The organism is Bythopirellula goksoeyrii (assembly GCF_008065115.1).
Lineage (GTDB): Bacteria > Planctomycetota > Planctomycetia > Pirellulales > Lacipirellulaceae > Bythopirellula > Bythopirellula goksoeyrii.
In genome coordinates, this window is sequence record NZ_CP042913.1 from 4513328 (window position 1) to 4533322 (window position 19995).

The 19995-nt window shown below is 51.0% G+C and carries 18 protein-coding genes; 7 read left to right on the forward strand and 11 right to left on the reverse strand.

The genetic code is table 11. The features are described 5' to 3' along the window. Window positions 1–49: 49 nt before the first annotated feature. A complete protein-coding gene (locus Pr1d_RS17800; RefSeq protein WP_148074786.1) occupies window positions 50–667 on the reverse strand; it encodes a helix-turn-helix transcriptional regulator in 618 nt (205 codons plus the stop codon). Between the two features lie 25 nt (window positions 668–692). Continuing rightward, window positions 693–1214 carry a sigma-70 family RNA polymerase sigma factor gene (locus tag Pr1d_RS17805; protein WP_148074787.1) on the reverse strand — a complete coding sequence of 174 codons (522 nt, stop codon included), beginning with the start codon at window positions 1212–1214 and terminating at the stop codon, window positions 693–695. Window positions 1215–1725: 511 nt separating this feature from the next. Between Pr1d_RS17805 and Pr1d_RS17810 the strand changes: the two genes are divergently transcribed. The 7 genes from Pr1d_RS17810 (at window position 1726) to Pr1d_RS17840 (ending at window position 9443) form a co-directional block, all read left to right on the forward strand. Further along, window positions 1726–2745, forward strand: a complete 1020-nt coding sequence (locus Pr1d_RS17810; RefSeq protein WP_148074788.1) for a DUF1559 domain-containing protein — start codon at window positions 1726–1728, stop codon at window positions 2743–2745. Between the two features lie 112 nt (window positions 2746–2857). Beyond that, window positions 2858–3220 (forward strand): carboxypeptidase-like regulatory domain-containing protein, encoded by a 363-nt coding sequence (locus Pr1d_RS17815; RefSeq protein ID WP_148074789.1) that lies wholly within the window; start codon window positions 2858–2860, stop codon window positions 3218–3220. A gap of 162 nt (window positions 3221–3382) precedes the next feature. Further along, window positions 3383–4900 carry a PEP-CTERM sorting domain-containing protein gene (locus Pr1d_RS17820; protein ID WP_168205326.1) on the forward strand — a complete coding sequence of 506 codons (1518 nt, stop codon included), beginning with the start codon at window positions 3383–3385 and terminating at the stop codon, window positions 4898–4900. 257 nt (window positions 4901–5157) lie between these two features. Beyond that, entirely contained in the window at window positions 5158–6180 is a 1023-nt protein-coding gene (locus Pr1d_RS17825) for a TRAP transporter substrate-binding protein (protein WP_210417764.1), read from the forward strand. Further along, complete coding sequence (locus tag Pr1d_RS17830) at window positions 6177–6701, forward strand: TRAP transporter small permease (RefSeq protein WP_148074791.1); 525 nt, start codon at window positions 6177–6179, stop codon at window positions 6699–6701. The genes Pr1d_RS17825 and Pr1d_RS17830 overlap by 4 nt, the downstream gene beginning before the upstream one ends. A 24-nt stretch (window positions 6702–6725) precedes the next feature. Continuing rightward, window positions 6726–8024, forward strand: a complete 1299-nt coding sequence (locus Pr1d_RS17835; RefSeq protein ID WP_148074792.1) for a TRAP transporter large permease — start codon at window positions 6726–6728, stop codon at window positions 8022–8024. A gap of 138 nt (window positions 8025–8162) precedes the next feature. Continuing rightward, entirely contained in the window at window positions 8163–9443 is a 1281-nt protein-coding gene (locus Pr1d_RS17840; protein ID WP_148074793.1) for a tagaturonate epimerase family protein, read from the forward strand. A 162-nt stretch (window positions 9444–9605) separates the two neighbouring features. Here the strand turns inward: Pr1d_RS17840 and Pr1d_RS17845 are convergent, their stop codons facing one another. Genes Pr1d_RS17845 through Pr1d_RS17885 form a run of 9 tightly spaced genes read right to left on the reverse strand, consistent with a single transcriptional unit; the run spans window position 9606 to window position 19914 of the window. Continuing rightward, window positions 9606–10364: an SDR family NAD(P)-dependent oxidoreductase gene (locus Pr1d_RS17845; protein ID WP_148074794.1), complete on the reverse strand. Its 759-nt coding sequence runs from the start codon at window positions 10362–10364 to the stop codon at window positions 9606–9608. A gap of 51 nt (window positions 10365–10415) precedes the next feature. Further along, on the reverse strand, window positions 10416–11336 hold the full coding sequence (locus Pr1d_RS17850) for a sugar phosphate isomerase/epimerase family protein (protein ID WP_148074795.1): 921 nt from the start codon (window positions 11334–11336) through the stop codon (window positions 10416–10418). A gap of 34 nt (window positions 11337–11370) precedes the next feature. Then, window positions 11371–12606, reverse strand: a complete 1236-nt coding sequence (locus tag Pr1d_RS17855; RefSeq protein ID WP_148074796.1) for an alginate lyase family protein — start codon at window positions 12604–12606, stop codon at window positions 11371–11373. A gap of 23 nt (window positions 12607–12629) precedes the next feature. Next, a complete protein-coding gene (locus tag Pr1d_RS17860) occupies window positions 12630–14093 on the reverse strand; it encodes an enolase C-terminal domain-like protein (protein ID WP_148074797.1) in 1464 nt (487 codons plus the stop codon). A gap of 59 nt (window positions 14094–14152) precedes the next feature. Continuing rightward, complete coding sequence (locus tag Pr1d_RS17865) at window positions 14153–15520, reverse strand: Gfo/Idh/MocA family protein (RefSeq protein WP_148074798.1); 1368 nt, start codon at window positions 15518–15520, stop codon at window positions 14153–14155. Next, on the reverse strand, window positions 15513–17846 hold the full coding sequence (locus tag Pr1d_RS17870; RefSeq protein WP_168205327.1) for a chondroitinase-B domain-containing protein: 2334 nt from the start codon (window positions 17844–17846) through the stop codon (window positions 15513–15515). The genes Pr1d_RS17865 and Pr1d_RS17870 overlap by 8 nt, the downstream gene beginning before the upstream one ends. A gap of 20 nt (window positions 17847–17866) precedes the next feature. Further along, a complete protein-coding gene (locus tag Pr1d_RS17875; protein WP_148074800.1) occupies window positions 17867–18328 on the reverse strand; it encodes a hypothetical protein in 462 nt (153 codons plus the stop codon). Continuing rightward, window positions 18325–18885, reverse strand: coding sequence for a hypothetical protein (locus Pr1d_RS17880; protein ID WP_148074801.1), 561 nt, complete (start codon window positions 18883–18885; stop codon window positions 18325–18327). Before Pr1d_RS17880 ends, Pr1d_RS17875 begins: the two co-directional genes overlap by 4 nt. 12 nt (window positions 18886–18897) lie before the next feature. Next, window positions 18898–19914 carry a DUF1559 domain-containing protein gene (locus Pr1d_RS17885; RefSeq protein ID WP_168205328.1) on the reverse strand — a complete coding sequence of 339 codons (1017 nt, stop codon included), beginning with the start codon at window positions 19912–19914 and terminating at the stop codon, window positions 18898–18900. Between the last annotated feature and the right edge of the window lie 81 nt (window positions 19915–19995).

Here is a 19995-nt window from a genome sequence, read left to right on the forward strand (position 1 = left end):
TCGATATCGGCCATTGTTCGTTTTCGACCGGATTCCCCATCTAATCAATTCAGCACGCTTCAGCAAGTGGACCATACCCTGCTGAAAACTCACCATCCCCCTGGCTGCGACATACACTGGGGCTATACCCAAAATACTGCCGAAAGGTCATCGTAAACTGTCTCGCGGAAGAGAAACCCGTATTCATAGCAATTTGATGAACTTTGCTCTGAGGCTCTCTTATCAACTGTAGGCGAGCTAATTCCAGTCGAACACAACGCAAATATTGAAACGGTGTGATTCCGAACGCCGCACGGAAAGCATATTCCAGCCACCGCCGTGACACGCACACCTCTCTTGTAATATCCTGAACCCTAATGGATTCATCAAGATGCCGATGGATAAAAAGCAGAGCCTTATGAAGTCGATCGTCATCATATCGGACCAAAGAATGCCCATCCTCATCAGCAACACTATGAGAACAACAGCAGGGATTAGCCTGGGCAGACTCGTACTCTCGCGAAGCCAACGAGTCGGTCGACTCTTCAGAATCGCTGGATCCATCTTCAGAGAGGAGAACTTTTTCAACTTGCTCCCATACAAGTGCTTCACCCGAGCGAGTTTTTAGCAAACGAACCACTTTCAAGGCATCATCCGCATCGGCTTGAGTACAAGAATTCTCTAACATGGCATCAATTCCCTCATCAAGATGTTCAACTACTTCGGACAACTCTACGCACACAATCCTGCAAGGATTTTCGAATCCGAAACAAAGATTGCCGCAATGCCCCAGAGGTTACTCCCAGCTGATCCGCTACATCAACAATTTTTTCATTGTTGGCATAGCACCTGTCGACCATGCCCCGCTGTTCGTCAGTCAGCTTTTCCAGACACTTTAGCAGCGCTTCGCGGCGCTGCACGAATTGATCGACACCCTGTTCGTAGGTATCGCTCACTAGCTCCAAAACACCTTCAGCAAAATACTCGCGCTGACGAGACCGTTCCTTACGGAATGCAAGCACAAGATAATAACTCACTGCTCTAGCCCACGCACCAAAAGGCTTCGCTTCGTCGTAGGAATCAAACTGCTGCCATAACCGAATACGAACGCGCTGCATGATCTCCTGGGCATCCTCCCAGTTCATCGTCAAGGCGTAGACATAGGCAAACAATTCCCTTTCGTGCGCACCTAGCAACTCCACAAATCTTTCCGTGTTTGCGTCGCTGTTGCTCACGTAGAATCCCTGACAGAGAAAAGCTTGGCGTCCAGCCTATCCATTGCTAGTAGGGCACCTTATCTACACACATTTAAGCCTGAAATAACCGAGCGTTACGAACTTTTCTAGAAAAAAATGATAATTCCTTGATGCGCTCAATAGAACTAGCAATTGGAGCGTCTACCACGGCATACGAAGCGTCTCCGGTTTACAACCTTTATGTTGCTTTCGTTACGATTGATTTGGTCCGCCCGAAAAGGGCTGTCCGTTCGCCCTCCGAGTGCAGATGGTCGGAGATTCGACAAAAGCACTCGGAAAGGACATTTTGCAAAAAGACAGACTATGGACACTGCCACTCCGATCTATAATGCAAATGGAATGTAAAGAGAAGATGATCACAGCGACTCGCTGAAGTGACCTACTCTACGAGAAGAAGTCAGCGCTAGCTTTTTCGTCATTTCAACACTCTTTTTCTTAGAGTGTAGTTTGAAATGCACCTGTTAATCTGGAAAAGGATGTTTCAATAATTATGCAAACCAAAAGCAAAAGATCGACCGGTTTTACCTTGGTAGAATTGTTGGTGGTAATTGCAATCATTGGTGTTCTAGTCGCCCTGTTGCTCCCCGCAATCCAAGCGGCACGCGAAGCAGCACGCCGTACCCAATGCATCAACAATATGAAGCAAGTGGGTTTGGCTACACAGAACTATCACAACACTCGCAAAGAACTTCCTCCAATGCGAGTTGCCGATGGCAATCTGACATTCATGGCATTGCTCTTGGACTATATGGAACAATCACAAGCTCGAGGACTCTGGGATACGACCAAAGGAAACCACGGCTGCTTTTACGATCAGTCCTACGATGCCCGCACTGCCACGGTTGATGCATTTTACTGTCCTTCGCAGACGCACGAATCACGTGTGATACTCGTTCCTCTACTCCCTGGTGATGGGGGAAGTCACCCTCGAAGTGATCCCGAGGTCCCTGGCACTCCCGTGGGGTACTACGGTTCGATTTCCGACTACCAACCTGTCTCGGGGTCCACTTGTTCTTTGTATGATGATGTTGGAAATCTGAGGACGTGGGATAGCTTTAACGGCTTTGATTCCGGTACGGCACATCTTGTCGATGGCCCGGTACCTCAGATCAATAGGAATACTGGACTGATAAAAAATGGAGATAGAGTTCTAGGTTGGCGCGGTGCGACCAGCCTAAAGAACATCACCGACGGCACCAGCAATACGCTGTTGGCAGGGGAGGTAGGGAGGAACCGCTCGGAAACCGTCCATGCCTTCAATGGAGATCATTCCTCTTACTCCCCTATCGGAAATCGAGCACCTTTCTGTCAGAGGTGTGATCGAAATCGAGATGAAGGAGGCGACAGTGGATTTGGCGGAAATCACCCTGGCGTTGTCGTATTTGGGATGTGCGACGCAAGTGTGCAATCGATCTCGCGGGAAACTGATTTAAACATGTTGGATCGCATGGCTACGCGAGATGGCGGCGAAGTTGTGGATATTAATAGCAGTGCATCGATTTGTCCGTAGCAACTGACTATTGCGCAAGCGGCCGGTAGTCCTCAAACACGATCATGGTTGAAATATGGCAGTTTTTTTAAGTTTTTTTTTTCGTATTTCAATTAGATTTGGGTTAGTAGGCTTGCTTGCTATTTGCTTGGGATGTGGGGCGTCAGATCGTGCTTATGTTTCTGGGAAAATCGTTCACGCAGATGGTACTCCACTGGTGTTAGCCAAAGTGATCGCCAATTGCCCGGAGAACAGCAAGACTGCCTATGGATCCACGGATGGGGACGGATACTATCAGATTGCAATTGGAACCGAGGAAAAAGGTATCCCTCCTGGTAATTACGTTGTGTATCTCATCGAAGACCATGGCGTGGAAGAAGGGAAGATGAAACGCACGATTGCAAAGAAATATACTGACCCGAATACATCAGGATTGTCTTTTGTGGTTGCTGCGGGAGAGAGCAAAGTTTTTGACATCACAACCGATCCACCATAATCGAGGGTTGAAAACCTCAAGTAGGAATTCTGGCTTATCTTCGATCTTAGTTTCCAATTTTTTTACAACTAGATGAATATGACACTGTCGATCGCTTTCCTGAAGGTCGCACTAGTTAGTTGCCTTTCGAGAAAGTGAACAATCACCATGGGAGTATTTTTGATGAAAGCGTTACAAATCTTTTCTCGGAACAATTTGGTTGCATGCCGCAAACTAGTGGCTATTGGAGCGGCACTTTTAACCCTACACACAATTGCAACTCCGGTCCATGCTGCCGTTAGCTGGGATGCCGATGGAGCCAGCCAGTGGTGGTTCAACAACGTCAATTGGTCGGATGACATGCTACCTCCTAACAACTCATCGGGTGCAGTGACCGACACACAGATCAATATGGGTACAGGAGCCTGGGACCAGGGTGAAGGCGTAGTCTACGATCCCACTAATGATCCTTTCTTTGCTGCAGCGCAAGGAATGAGTTTTCCTGCTGGATACGGTCCTCAATTACTCGATAACTTGTACATTTCACGAAGTACGACCCTTTCGAATCTCTTGACGATCAAGGGAGACATCAATTTCATTGACGGAATTGTTGTCGGTCGATCCAGCGGTGTTGACGGTGTGGCAACCAATGGTCGAATCAATCAGTTAAGTGGAGTCTTTTCAATTCCCAACGACGAGTTTGATCTCGCCGGACCAGACACTTCCAACGCGGGTATCGGCAACGGCACCTACGACTATCGGGGGGGGACTTTAGATATTGGTGCAACGGGCGGGGCCGGTTTACGAATGTCCCATGGTAGTAACTCGACTAACGGCGTCACGCTTGAGGCGACGGGTGCGAGTGGTATCGCACGTTTCATTGTTCATAATCCCAATTCAGGTGGATATGTTCGGTCATTTGATGTAGCAGTTGCTTCCTATGCTGGTGTCGCCGTGGCGACCGATGGAGGTACCACCGTTCGAGATCCAGATGGAGTCAACCGTGGTGTTGGGATTTTTGAATTTCACTACGAGAATGGCCAGACTCGACCTTTCCAAGTTCCCCATAATCTGTCCATCAACAACGGATTCGATGCCGCTACTGGTGGAACACGTTCTTCGCGATTGGAACTGGTACTCAGCGAAGCGGCTTGCACAGGGGCAGCATGTGTACCCAATGACATAGGGCTGTTCGACGTCGACTTCGGAGAAATCTTCAATGGATCAATCCAGGGCACTGGTGATCTGAACGGGGATACGTTGAACGATCCAGTCTTTTCTAGCGCTGATGCTTCCACTAATTATTTCGAGGGAGATACGGTTTCAGCCAGCTTTGGAGGCGTTCGCTATGACTGGACGATTAGCTACACGGGCGATATCTCATGGACAGACGCCGATAACAGTGTCGTTGGCTCAATCCTGGGGGCTGGCAACGGTAAAGACGTCGTACTCATCGGCCTCGGTTCTGAATCGGTGGGTCTCGCTGGTGATTTCGACATGGACGGCGACGTTGATGGCAATGACTTCCTCGTCTGGCAGCGCAATACTGCAGTCGGCAGTTTGACCGACTGGCAAGACAACTACGGCATGCCGCCTCTTACGGCCGCTATAGGATCAGTGCCTGAGCCTGGCTCACTTCTGCTATTGAGTGCTGCAGCTTTGTCACTGATTGGATTGCGACGCCAATCAATCTCAATCTGATCGACTACAGCAGCGACCTCCCTCTGAAGTGAGCTTGAGAGTTCACTTCTCTGGGGTCTCGGTGAACGGGGCTGTTCATCGAGGCCCCTTTTTTTATTGTTCAAACGGGTAGCTGGCCCACGGGGCAGACATGCTACTTTGTTCTCGTCGGATATTGATTCTTCTCAAACAATCGCTATCCTAAACTGCTTGGTCCGATCATTAATTTCATTTGGTACTATCCGAAGTCTATATCTTCACCTTCGAAAGCAGTTCGCGTGCTTGGTAAAAGCAAATCGTATCTCCTGGCCGGCTTCTTGCTGGGTGTGTTGTTGTCGACCGGCGTATTTGCCCTATGCGTTCGCCATGTTAATTCCGAACGTCAGAATAATGGCACAGGAATGATCCTCAAACTGGGCCATTCTCTCGATCAACAACACCCCGTTCATCTCGCCTTAGAACACATGGCGCAGCGCCTCCAAGAGAAATCGGCAGGGTCTGTCGAATTGCAGATCTTTCCCAACGGGCAGCTTGGTTCCGAGACTGAGTGTATCGAACAACTTCAGCGCGGTGCCCTCGACATGACCAAGACCTCCACGGCTCCTCTCGAGGGCTTCCTGCCGGAGTTCGCCATCTTTGGGGTTCCTTATCTTTTCCGGGATGATGCACACGCCTGGCAGGTTTATACCGGCGAGATCGGCAACGAACTCCTCCTGAAAGGCAGCGAGGTTGGCCTGCGAGGACTTTGTTATCTCGATGCAGGCGCGCGCAGCTTCTACACTGTAAAAAAACCAATACTCACACCCAATGATCTAAAGGGCCTAAAGATTCGCGTCCAGGAAAGTCAAACAGCGATGGAAATGGTCGAAGCCTTAGGAGGCTCGCCAACTCCTATGAGTTTTGGCGAACTTTATACGGGACTCCAGCAAGGGATGGTCGACGGCGCAGAAAACAATCCTCCCAGCTTTTACTCGAATCGCCATTTCGAAGTGTGCAAGCATCTCTCTCTCGACGAACATGCCCGCGTCCCTGATATTCTATTGATCAGTGAGCCCGTGTGGAAAAACTTGTCCCCTCAAGTGCAACAATGGGTCAAGGAATCTGCCGATGAGGCAGCAGAGTTTCAACGCAAACTTTGGCAAGAAAAAACTGCCGAGGTACTTCAAGCTGTCGAGCAACAGGGAGTAACCGTCCACCATCCGGACAAGTTGCCGTTTGCTCAGCGGGTCAAGCCAATGGTAGATAAGCTGCAAGAAACGCCAATTGGAAGCCTTATTAAACGCATCCAGGAGTTACCATGAAGCCAGCACTGCTCCGCTTCAAGCGAACCCTGGATACTCTCCTGGAATGGCTCGTGATTCTGGTCGTAATCGTGATGGTTGCCGACGTGCTCTGGGGTGTCTTCACTCGCTTCATCATGAATTCCCCCAGCCGCTGGACAGAAGAGATTGCGAAGCTGCTGCTGATGTGGGTTGCTCTCTTGGGGGCTGCTGTTGCCTATGGCCGTAAGGAGCATTTAGGTTTCGACTATTTCGTGGAACAACTTGATCCTGACGTCAAAAAGTTACTGGCCCTGGTCTCCCAGTGTATCGTTGTGGCTTTCGCTATGCTCGTGATGGTTTATGGTGGATTTATTTTGGTGACAGAAACACTCGCTGCTAACCAGGTTACTCCAGCACTTGGCTTGAAAGTGGGGTACGCCTATTTGGCCCTTCCGATCAGCGGAATCTTTATGGCGATCTACGGTGTGGAGCAGTTTCTGGAAACGGCAATTAAAGACGATTCGAACCTCACACCCGACCAGGATGCGGCTCTCGATTAATCGCTCTGCCCTCGATATCACACTATGGAAATCCAAGTCGCCATTCTGATCGCCAGCTTTGTTGTCTTGGTGTTGATCAATGTACCCGTGGCCGTGGCGATTGGTGTTTGCACGTTACTCACGATCGTCTCGCTCGGGACTGTACCCGCTTGCACGATTATTGCGCAACGTCTAAGCACCGGGATCGCAAGTTTCCCCCTTCTGGCCATTCCTTTTTTTGTACTCGCCGGCATCCTCATGGGCGAAGGAGGGATGGCGAGGCGGCTCATTGATTTTGCTTCCGCCTTGGTTGGCCAATATCGCGGTGGACTTTCCTATGTTAGCACACTCACTTGTATGATGTTCGGCGCCATATCAGGCTCTGCGACGGCAGCTGTCTCTTCAGTCGGAGGAATGCTCATCCCCGAGATGACCCGCAAGGGTTACGACCGTCGCTTCAGCGTTGCTGTGACCACTACCTCTGCCACCACAGGTTTGGTCATCCCGCCGAGCAATATCATGATCGTCTACGCCGTGGTCACCGGTGGGAATGTGTCCGTGGTAGCCATGTTCCTTGCCGGCGTGCTCCCAGGCATCACTATGGGACTAGCAATCATGCTGGTGTGTCTGCTCGTAAGCCGAAACAAACCAGGGCTCGCGGAAGAACCAGCCTCCTGGAAAAAGATCTTTCGTACTGCCATCGGTGCGCTCCCCAGCATGGCGTTGATCGTGATTGTATTAGCCGGCATTCTGGGTGGAGCGTTTTCGCCAACCGAAGCCGCCGCGATTGCCGTACTCTATGCTCTATTGCTCGGTGTACTCTTATACCGAGAGATCAAACCTTCCGATTTACCGCGTATCTGCCTCCAGACCGGTATTACCACAGCCGTGATTTTTCTGTTGATTGGCACCAGTCAGGCACTTTCTTGGGTACTGGCCTACGAGAATATTCCACAGGCCGTCAGTTCGGCAATGCTATCGTTGTCCGACAACCCTTACGTCATCTTGTTGTTGATCAATATTCTTCTACTGTTGGTCGGAACAGTAATGGACATGACTCCTGCGGTGTTGATCTTCACGCCGATTTTCTTGCCGGTAGTTACCAAGCTGGGCATGCACCCCGTACATTTTGGGGTGATGATGATCGTTAACCTATGCATCGGCCTGTGTACTCCGCCAGTAGGAACTTGTTTGTTCGTCGGCTGTGGCGTTGGCAAGACTACTATCGCAGAAGTGACCCGCCCCATGTTGCCATTCTTTGTGGCCATGCTGGCTGCGTTGCTGCTGACCACCTATTGGGCTCCACTTTCGATGGCACTCCCTGAAGCACTTGGAGTCAACTGATGAAGAAGCACAAGGAATCATTGGAACTGAGCTGAGCGGCTAGCCGCCGATAGGTTCGGATATGCGGTGGCAAGCGCCATTCCGCTCACATTATCATACGAACAAACGAACAACGCACTAGAATAGGAAAGATCGTTCATGAGCACTACTAACAACAAATGCCAGACACTGGGTACCGCAGCCAGCTTCGGTTTTGGTGATCGAATCGGGCTCGCCACTCCCGGACATGTGGAGGCGATGAACCGCGCTGGCGAAGGAATTCTTCCGATCTTCCCCCAACAATCGATCCGCGAGATGGCACGAACTAGCAGAACCGCTGAGGGAGTCATGGCTGACGCCCTCGGAGGCATGAAGCAAGCGGGTTGGACCGGACCGACTGGCGCAGACGCAGACCACTTAAAGACCCCGGCCGATGTCGACGTCACTGCTGCGGCAGGTTTCACCTTCTTTACGATTGATCCGTCTGATCACGTCGACCAGAAGGCCGACAATTACGACGAAGCGACCCTCCGAGAGAAATTCGACGCGGTCAGCGATTCTATCAATTGGTGGGACACTTATCTGAATCAAGAAGTAACCCTCTCCACGGGAACAAAGATATCCTTGGATGAGCAGGCTTGCCTCCGCTGTGCCGTGAAGTATGGGCCAGCGATCAACCATGCAGTCGGACTCGCTAAGCACATCCGCCAGGTACAGGAAACTGCCAATCGCGATTACGAGATTGAGCTGAGTGTCGACGAGACCGATCAACCCACTACGCTACCCGAACACTACATCGTGGCTGACCAGTGCCTAAAAAATGGCATGAAACTGGTGAGTCTGGCACCTCGGTTCATCGGCGATTTCGAAAAGGGAGTCGATTATAAGGGAGACATCGGTGCGCTAGAAAAGTCACTTCAGGACCACGCCGCGATTGCCAAGCAATTGGGACCCTACAAGTTGAGTCTCCACTCAGGTTCCGACAAGCTGTCCATCTATGCGGCATTGGCCCGGGCGACCAATGGCCAATTCCACGTTAAGACGGCAGGCACTAGCTACCTGGAAGCATTGCGCGTCGTATTGAGGCATGACGAACCATTCTTCCGCAGAATGGTCGATTTTTGCCGAGGCCGGTACGATACCGACAAAGCGACTTATCACGTCTCGGCCACTCTTGAGTCAGCAGCACCTGCCAGTGAAATCACCGACACGGTCGCACTTGAACAAGCTTACTTGGAGCGATGGTCTGACGTCCCTGCAGGGAAGGGCTTCACTGCCCCGGGGCGACAGATTCTCCATTGCACTTTCGGATCTGTGCTAACCCACCCAGAATTTGGAAAGAGCCTGCGAGATCTGTTAGTGGCTCACCCGGATACCTACACAGAAATCCTGGCAGAACACTTCGAACGCCATCTGCAGGCCTTGGCTGCCGGTATGTAGGAGCAAGTTCATGCGTTTTGAATCCACTGGACAACATTAGAAGCATGATGGTTGTGCGAGCAATTAAAGAAACTGCTTTAAGATTAGACAACGGTTCCAGCTAGTTTCCGATGTTTGATAGGTGTGGATTTTTCGAGAGCCTCGAGATCGCCACATAGCATTTCAGCAGCCGAATACGCCGCCGTTTATGTCCAAAGTCGCTCCAGTGATAAAGCCATCGTACTCGCTCGCAAAGAAGGCGACAGCTCTTGCAACATCTTCTGGGTTTCCTGCTCGTCCCAAGGGAATACCGGCAACTGTTTTTGCAGCAGACTCAGGCGTGGTATGCGTTGCATGAAATGCCGTACCCAGAATAAGCCCGGGAGCGACGGCGTTAACTCGGATACCCTGCGGCCCAAGTTCTTTCGCCAGCGACCTGGTCCAGGTGAGCACGGCACCTTTGGCAGTTGCATAGACTAATGAACCTGCATGGCCACCCATACGCCCTGCGAGGGAGGCGATGTTCACGACGCTGGAGTTCTCACTCCCCTGCAGATAAGACAATGCCTGGCGAGTTACCAGCATCATGCTGGTTACGTTCACATCCATCACTCGTTTCCAAAACTCACTATCAACCTCGCCCAAGCGACGACGTGCAATAATATCTCCTGAATTGTTCACGACGACATCCAGGCCACCCAGAAACTCGACTGCGGCGTCTACCATCGCAGATGCTTCGGACTCGATAGTTAGATCAGCGGCAAAGCACTCCGCCCGCACACTTGCAGGGGCACATTGTTTTACTTGCTGGCTGCCTTCTGCGCTCTTGTAATAGTGAATAGCGACGTCGCAACCAAGTCGCATCAACTCTTCTGAGATGGCACGCCCCAACCCTTGGCCGCCACCGGTGACGATCGCCTTTTTTCCCTGAAGTCGTGACACTAGTAACACTCCCTAAAAACCCCAACATATCCTGACAAGTTTACTTCTACCTCAAGCCGCAAGCATCTTTTTTAATGTTTGCAGATCCGACTTGAGGGCCTGAAGGTTTTCATCGACGCTTCCCTTGGGAAGATACTCGACATGAACGGAGATAGGGCCAGAAAAATTCGATGCGTTCAGTACTTTGAGGCACTTGGGATCCAGTCTACCTTGTCCCAATGGAGTGTGCTTTGATTTCGCGCCGTCCCAAACATAGTCCTTCACGGAAACAACAGAGATGTGTGGTTCTATGACATCGTAATAGACCGGCCAGGCTTCGCCGGCTTCTACCTGGGCGTGCCGGAAGTCGAACACGCAACCCAATTCCGAGACCGGATAGTCCTTGAGAAGCCTTTGCAAATCCCAGATGGTTGCTCCGACAAAATCAGCCCCGCAATGATTCTGGTAAATTCCGGCAATTCCAATCTCACGGTTCATATCCGCGAGACCTTGGAACGTCGGCTGCAATTCTGCTACTTGCTCCAAAATGGGTCTTTTCAGATCATAGCGATAAAAGCCGAGCCGATAGCGGGGAATCTTAAGTGCCGCTGCGGCTTCTAACAACGGCCTGGCGTACGGTTGATCCGCACTAACGATTTCCGTCGTGAGAATCGTGATCTCCAGGTTGCGTTTCGCAAGAGCTTCTTGCAGTTTCGGCAACTCATCAGCCGCGACGGCGGGCTTTATATAACCACCATTGTCGCGAGCCGGCACTTCGACTCCATCAAACCCGGCCTCCGCAATAGCATCGGCAAGTTGATCGTAGTCGAGGTCCTGTAAGAATTTGATGAACGCACAGAATTTACGCTGCTTGGGCTGGGCGGCCTCTGCAGCAACAAGTCTTGAGGGAAGCGTCGTTGCCGCTGCTGCGATGGCCAAACCCATGCCGAAATCTCGTCGAGAGATGGGTGACGCATAATCTTCAGGTTTCATACTTAGTGAACTCCGTTGCGAGTTGAAATGTTGGTTAGTTCTCTTGCTGCTTGTCGAAGGCGGCGCTGATGAGAATTGCGGGGTCGACCGTGGGATATCCCTCTAATAATTCAGTAGAAACATCGAGCCATCCTGGTTCTTCATATCGCACCGACAACATACGAAGGAACTGGTTCGTCAGTGGGGAGATATGATATTCGCTAATCTGCTCATGAGGCCATCTAGCAGTGCCGTTTACATAAGGCAGCAGATACTCGGCAGCATCCTGTATTCCTTTGCCATCTTTGTCTCGAAAGCGCCAGAGATCAAAGTCGAGCGATTCCCCCAAGCGGGCTGCAATGCCTAGTGCCTGCAAATTGAAGATGCTGTAATGAAATGAGTTGGTCCTTGCCAATTCCTCTGGCTGAGTTCCATCTTTCGCGATTTGATTGGGTATCAATTCGTCACGGACATTCTCCAAGAGTTCGCGTGCCAGTTCAGTTTGGCCCAAGAACAGGGCGATACGCAGTGCCTGAACATGGTACCAAGAGCCGTGATTGTTCTTGGCTTGGCATTCTTTCTTGCCAAGCTCACTGGTCTGCAACCAGATCAGAAATTCAGTGAACCATTGCTTTAAACCGTTTTCAAATTCCTGGCTGTAGCTGGGAGATTTCTTGAGCAGTTCTAGAGATTCAAGAACGTACATGAAGTCTCGGGTGTCGATGATGCCAGAGTTTTTCCCTTCATTTCGGCCAAGCACCGCCTGGGCGTATCGAAGATGGGGATTCATGCATGTTTCAGGGTTCAAGAACCAATCATCAATCAGATGAATGGCATGCTTAGCATAGCGTTCATCATCAAGATAGTAATAGGCAAGCGAAAGAGTCTCGACATCTTTTGTGAAGTCTCCGAAGTGCCCTTTATCGCCGAGCTTTTTCTGCTCGTGGTTCGTTTCACCATCTCGGCGAATAAAAGGCAAGCCATCCTCCTTCGAGGGATCCGGCCACCAATAGGCACCAAAGCTGGCATAGTCGTGCTTGTCGCCACTTGGAGGGACATGGGCGTTGTAGGTCACCGAGTAAGATTCGTTCTCCAAGGCTTTGTCCGCCTGTCGCATCAACCTATCTACTGCAGCCTGCAACTCAGGTGTCGGATCTTTCAAGGCAGCTTTCGTGCTAGCGAGATGGTCAGCTTCCCAGATCAGCAAGTCGGGCGGCGAATCAGCCCGAAGTTCATGTGGAAAGGCGGAGTGATAAACCACTACCAAGAGGATTGCGAGAGAGCGAATCATGGACTTTTTTACATCCGTTAGAGCTAGTCTATTACAAAACTTCCGAACCTGACGGCGGGCTCTCCAAGTTCTCTTGAGATCTCCTGAACTCGATAGCCGAATCCCGAACCATCGATCGATCGAAGATCCAGTTTGCCCTCTCGACGTTGGTAGAGTCCTGGATGGACCTGTGCTTCAGGTAACGACGCTTTAGGGTAGAATTGCATGGCGTTGGATTCTACTCCCAAAAGAGTACCTGCGTTTGCTGCGAGCAACACATGAGGGATCTGGGCAAGCATAGGATTGGTTAGATCCTGGACCATAATGCTCATCCCATGGGCCTTCGCCCAACAAAGTGTCAGGATCGCACCGGTCTGCGTTTTACAAGTTTTCAACGCCACCCCAGTCCAGCCAAGTTCCCTGCCGAGTCGAACCAGCTGCCAATTGTGAGCACTTTCGTCCATCAGCAACGGCTTGCGACTCGACACACTCGAAACATCAATCTTGTTGGCTTCAAGATCGTAAGGAAACGGTTGTTCGACGTACAAAATCGAATCGTAAATATCAGGGTGTTCAGCAGATAACCGGTCGAGGACTCCATTGACGTAAGCGGGCTCAAGAACGGTGCAATTGAAATCCGCACTGAGCGTGTAAGAACCGTGTTTGGCGGCGATAAGACCAACTTGGACCAAGCGGTCAAAGTCCCATTCCGCATCGTTGCCGCGAAGTTTGACTTTCAAATTTTGCAGACCGTCTCGGTTGATCCAGTCTTCTAACAGAAACGGCTCGCCGTCTAGCGGGATAGAACCATTCATTTCTGAAGGATCAAGCAGGTCTACTCCTCCCACCAAATGCCAAACGGGAAGTTCTTCGGGGACATTATCCGTCATATAATCGATGGGATATTTGCCCGCAAAATCGACGCCGTCTGCATCGGACTCACCCAAGTAGTGGGACAAGTCATGATTCATAAACTCGGCGTTGTAGCAGTCGTAGATGGGGCGATCGTGGAGATTCCCGTACGCATCATGCAGAGCAATATCGAACGGCGAGCAGCAGACCAACCCCGCCAGTAGCGGCATGCGTTCTTCAGGCGCGCAATCTCGGTTGAACCCAGCCAGAAGCGTCGGCAAAGTGTTCTCTTGAAACTCGTGGCCAATCTCCATGGCATGACCATAGCCGGGAAACTCAGACCAGGCCGACGCAAGCTGTTCACAAAAATCTCGCAGAGCAAGATCTCTCCTGCGATGCGAAATCGTGCTCGGCCAAACCCATGGGACGCTCAGTGGCGTTTCCCCCCAACCCTCGGCTTTGCGACCAGAGCGATCTTCAACACTTATTCGGACACGCGCACATGTCACGCTGCTCAACGTTTCTGAGCCAAATTTCAGCGGCACTCGAGTGGTAACTGGTAAGAAGTACAGTTCCACACCGGAGACGGTGATATCGGTCGCTTTGCCAGTCGTAGACTGCGTACTCAGCGTATGTGAAGTGTTCGGAGGGGTCATCAAAAACTATTCAAAAAAACTCGTGACAATTAGGAAAACAAGTGACTCGGGGTCGCTTCTTAGGTGTTCCACGATTGGTTGGTAGGACGATTCAGAAAGGCACTTGCCTCTTTGTTATCAACAATCTGTTCGCTAGCAGGATCCCATTTCACTTTGGTACCAAGACGCAAAGCGATATTCCCTAGATGGCAAACGGTCGCACTTCGGTGTCCGACTTCAACGGGTGCCGCTGGCTCTTCGCGTGACTTCACACAATCGATGAAATTGCGCTGATGGTCGTCGTTGCTAACATAGACGTCAGGAACTTCCGAGCCGCATACATCCGACTTAATCCCCTCCGCGATCGTAAAGAAATTACGGCCCTGGTTTTCGACGCGAACGCTTCCCTCGGTCCCTTCAACGATGCAACGCACCTCAGGGACTCCCGTCATGCAATCGAGTACAACCCCGTTGTCGTAAGTGCAACGAAAATGCGTGTAGGTGGCAGCGTTGAAGAGGCTTCCTTCGGGCAGGAAGTCCGCATAAACATGCTCGACTTCAACAGGTCCTGACTTATCCATGCCTAGTGCCCACTGGGCCATGTCAAGCGAATGGGCTCCAAAGTTAGTGACTTGGCCACCCGCATAGTCATAGTTGAAACGGAACCGATACAGGCAACGATCCTTGTGATAGGGTGCATCAGGGGCGGGGCCGAGCCACATGGCGTAATCAAACCCATCCGGAACTGGCATAGGTTTCCACCCCGGACCCGGGCTGATCATGTTATGCCTTCCCACATTGCAGACGACCCGTTTTATCTCACCCAGAGCACCACTTTGGACGATGTCAACCAGACGACGCACATTCGGGTTGGAACGTTCGTGACTGCCGGTCTGCAAGATGCGATCATTCTCGCGCACCGCCTTAACCATCGCTTGTTGATCACCAATAGTAAGTCCCAAAGGCTTCTCGCAATAAACATCCTTACCTGCCTTGCAAGCCTGCACAGTCATCGTGCTATGCCAATGGTCAGGGGTCGCAATGATTACTGCGTCGATGTCGTCGCGACTCAGAATGTCTCGAAAATCGTTGTATGCCTCACAGCCCTTGTAGGAACCGGACTCACTCGATTTGCCGTAATAGCCTTCGACTTCCTCACGTGCCGGCTCACGGCCATAAACATGTTTATCATCCTTATAGCCACTGCTGCCACGATTCACATCGCAAACGGCTAAGACTTGGCATGCATCGTTCTCTAGAAAACGCTTCATCACCGGAAAGCCTTGATTGCCAACACCGATGCAGCCCAGTGTTACTCGATTGCTCGGTGCATTGGCGCCAAACGCCGAGGCTGGAACAAAATACGGAGCGGCAGCTGCTGCAGCGAGTGCGGAAGTCTTCAAAAACTCGCGACGTGATCCAGCTTGAGGGGCGTGTTGATTAGACATGGAAAAGGCTACTCCTGATTAAAAGTCGCGTTGAATTTCTACTCCGGGTGCAAAAAGCAGGCACCAAGAGACCTAGGAGACAAAGCGTCATCCCCGTGCATTCAGGGACGGGTACTGCCTGTGAAGTCAGCGGCGCTGACCCCGTGAAACCGCGTTGCCAAATGAGGAAATCTGTCCCATCGACATTACCATCTTCGTTAGCATCGCCATCCATGTGGCTTGCTGAACCGGATGTTCCATACCCAGCCTGCCAAGCCAACAGATCATTCCCATCGACGAAACCATCCTCGTTGAAGTCGCCTGCGACGAACATCTCATCGAACAAGGCGTCGAGCTCAGAAGGTGTGAGGGAATGATCCGAATCGAGGACCAAGGCATCTAGTTGATTGTTCGCTTCCCGTCTGCCGATGCGAAACTCGAGTGGCACACCAACATTCGACGAGGTAATCGTAAACAGGCCCCCGGTTTCCCAAATGTAAGTCCCACTTTGAGTGGTTCCCTCATTCACTGTGGGATCGATATTGAAATCGTCGGGAACATAGAGACTGTCCGAACTGCCATTGGTTCCTTTGGCGCGGTAGTAGGCCCGATAGGTGCCCTGCTGCTCGAAAGTCAGGTCGTAAACGGCGAGCGTGTCATGAGTGCCAGGCAGATTGACGATTGATCCCGAGGGAGCACGAATCGCTTCGCCGCCAAGGGCCTCTGCATCAACAACAGTGGTCCACTTCAGCCCATTACCGGCGGGGTCGAGTACTGCCGCATAGTCCTCTGCTTGGATCGCACAACCACGTGCGAAGCACCCCCCTCCCCCACCAGGTGGATCAACGGGCTGCAGCCAGCTTGGGCCGACATCTCCCGCCACAAGTGGTTTACGAACAATCTGCGCCGTCGAAAATTCGTCGGCACCGATATCCATCAGTCCGATGCGTTCCTGACCATCCATGTCGTGGGTAATGATGCTGCTGTAACTACCGACGACAGCATTATCGATCGCAGGACTCCCGGAACTGAGCCGCCAAAGCCCATCGGCATCGAGTTGAAGTTGAGGATTTACATTGCCAATGCCCACGCTGCCGTTCTTGGGCCCTAAGCTACCACCGAACGCGATATTCCCTTCCCAGGTCCAACCTGCACCTTCGTTCCCTTCAAAGATCGTCGGACCATCGCTACGAAAAATATTGTTAGCCACAGTCACATTCTCTGCCAACAAGGTCCGACTGCTGCTTCCCAACCCATCATCGAAAGTAAGCATCACCCCCTGGGTATTGACCAAGGTGTTATGAGCGATCACAGCGTCTTTTACCTGGAAATACTGATTGAGTGCTGAGTTTTGCACTCCCGCTGAGATGGAAATCGCGCCACCGGCGCGATCGTCAACATTGGCAATGTAGTTGTTGACGATCGTCTGCCTCTCGCCGATGACGCGAATTGCTCCGCTATTGTTCGTATCCCCCCCAAGAAAGAAGTTTCCTTCTACGAGCGTGTCGTTGCCGTGACGCAGGGTAAGAGTCCCTTTCGAATCGCGAAACGTGTTGTAGCGATAAGTGTTGTTGCCAGACTTGTTCGAGATGATCTCTATTTCACCGTCGAGTCGCTCAAAGAGATTGTTCTCCACAGTGGTGAAGGAGTCACTCAAAGATTCATCACTTGTTCCGATGCGAATTGTCTCGAATCCATTGCCATCGGCGGGGTTGTTAGGTACGGGACGATCGACAAAGTGATTCGCGTCAATCAAGTGGCTATTGGCAGACGTATTATCCCGTCGCACGACCACTGTCACTCCAGAATGATTCTGATTCTCGAATCGATTGTGATCCACACGATTGTTCTGGCCAAACAATTCGACCCAATGATACCGGTCATTGACACTCGGCGGGTTGTAACCCACGATCGTGGAGTTCGTGAGCCGACTATTCGTGGCTTCGCCATTGGAACCACGGAATTCGATGATGGCATTAGAACCATTGTTCAAGGCGCCTCCCTCAAATCTTAGACCGTCGGCCACTAGCCAGTCGCCGGAAATATCTAGCGTCGAGGATCCGTTGAGAATCACACCACCAGGAGTCTGAGTTCGCAAAGTAATAGGGTTCGATGAGGTTCCGAATCCCGCGAAACTGATCTGCTGATTCGTCCAGACGCCATCCGTCATAATCAGCGTATCCCCTGGTTGGGCGGATTGCATGGCTGTGTTGATCTGTGAGGCGGAGGAAACCATGAAGTCGATCGCAAATACTGGGGTAGGTGAGAGTGCAGCAGTCGCCAAACCACTCACGGCCAGAGCAAACCTTGTACGCAATCGGAATATAATGCAAAAAAAATATCTCATGGGGGAACCTTCTCGAACCATCAATCGATGTATGGCCCTTTTTTGTCGCCCCAACTGAGTTCTACCTCTAAACCTTCGATTGGCTCCGTGACTTCGATTTCAATACCCGAAGTTCGAAAGTCAGCGTATTTCTTGGGTGCATACCACTCGATCTTGCTATCGCTGATGATGCGGTTTGAGGACACTTGCACTTGATGTTTGCCTAAAAGTGCACCGTCGTTTCCGTCGTAACATGTCAAATTGAAATGGCCTTGTTCGTCAATCTTGCTGCCGGAAGGACGACCATTACTGGGGACAAATTTAATATTACCACTGGTAAGTGGTTGGCCATTTATGAGCACTGTGCCCGAAACCGGCACTCTTTCTGGCCTACCGTCACTACAGCCGGCTATCACGATGACAGCAAGCAAAATAGTAAACCAGCGTTTGTCCCAGGTGGACTGCTCGCATTGCTGAACATCGAATGCTTCACTCTGCATCATGATTCCTCAGCCTCTTCAGACTTAGTGTCAGCGGGTATCTTGGACGACTCCACTTCATCTATAGCTTTGCTTTCAGGGTCGACATTATTTTCAACTTTCGCGCTGTCCTCTTTGGATCCCTCGGAAACCAACTCAATCGTCAAGGCTTCATTCTTATTGTTAATGACTACTTCTAAACCAGAAGTGCGAAAATCAGCATAGTGTTGGGGAGCTTTCCAGATTATCGTCTCGTCATCGACTATTTCAGAGGAAGCGATTTCCACCCGATAGATACCAAGGGGCAACCCGTTTTCAAAGGGTTTATCGATACTCTCGGCAGCAATTTCAAAGCTACCGTCATCCAAAATAGTGCTACTTCCCGGACGGCCTTGTTCAGGCACAAATCGGATCGTTCCCCCCTCAAGCGGCTCGCCATCTATCAACACGACTCCTGCCACAGGAACGCGTTTTGCCTCAGACTCACCACAACTGGTTAGGCTCATCAATATCGAAGCAATAGCACACGGAACGAGGAACAAACGCTTCACAATGGACCACTGAGTTTTGGAAGTCACCATTTTCAACTCGATTCAATAACCTGGCTGAGAGCAGAAAACATCATCCACTGCATCCATGGCAAGCGGTTTTCCTGCGATAGTCGACAAGTCTTGATAGGTAACCAGGTCGATATCCTCGCTGATCAAGGTCACGTGACCATCCGCATATACGAATTGTGCTCCACCAGGATGTCGACTGGCGAACGCGCCATTGAAACATCCTGGATTATCCCCAGCTACTGCGCACTCTACGCCAGTAGGTGTGTTTACCGCCGCCTCGGTAACACGGTAGGAATCGCCGAATCTAAGCGTATAAGTCCAAATGTTAGAACTATCTTGCGTGTGACCATCAATCACCTCACCAGCAGAAATTGTGTTACTTGTTCCATCTTCAATTTGTTGCATCTTAACTCTCGTCCAATACAGGTGAATCCCCGTATTGTGGTGCTTCACCATACATGCATCCACGCCGAACTTATTAATACCACGATGTCCAGCGCATAATGCATAGGACCCGGTCGCCGGGACGATATTCCACGATTGGAAGTTACTGACTTCCGATTGCGGAAGCATCGTGCTGGATGGACAAACGACAAAATTTGGTCGAGTACCGATGGCTTCTTCCTTTTGCGGCGTTTTCCACGAGACTTGAGCTACGCTACTCAGCCAGACACTATCCCCATTCTCGATGTCAAATCTGTCATACAGCGCCTGTTGTTCCATAAACGGCAATACTAGAACAAAGCCGCTTACGCCAGAACGCTCATAACCTTTGCCTCCAGAGGCCCTAGGTCCAGGTGGACGTCCAACGGAACGCACTTCTTGTGATCCAGTTGCATCAGGCCCGGGACGTGCAGGGGGGAAAGTCTTCTTAGTACTTTCGTAGTTAAGCTGCGCGATACCGTATTGCTTCAGATTATTGCTGCAGGACATCCGCCGAGCCGCCTCGCGGGCAGCTTGCACGGCTGGCAACAACAATGCTACCAAGACACCAATAATTGCGATCACAACTAAGAGTTCTACAAGGGTAAAGCCCCGTGAGATTCTCATCCTGAATTCCTGCTGAGATTTGTGAGAAGACATTATTGATACTCCATAAGGAAGCTGTTGGCCGGGAGGAGTTACGCAATT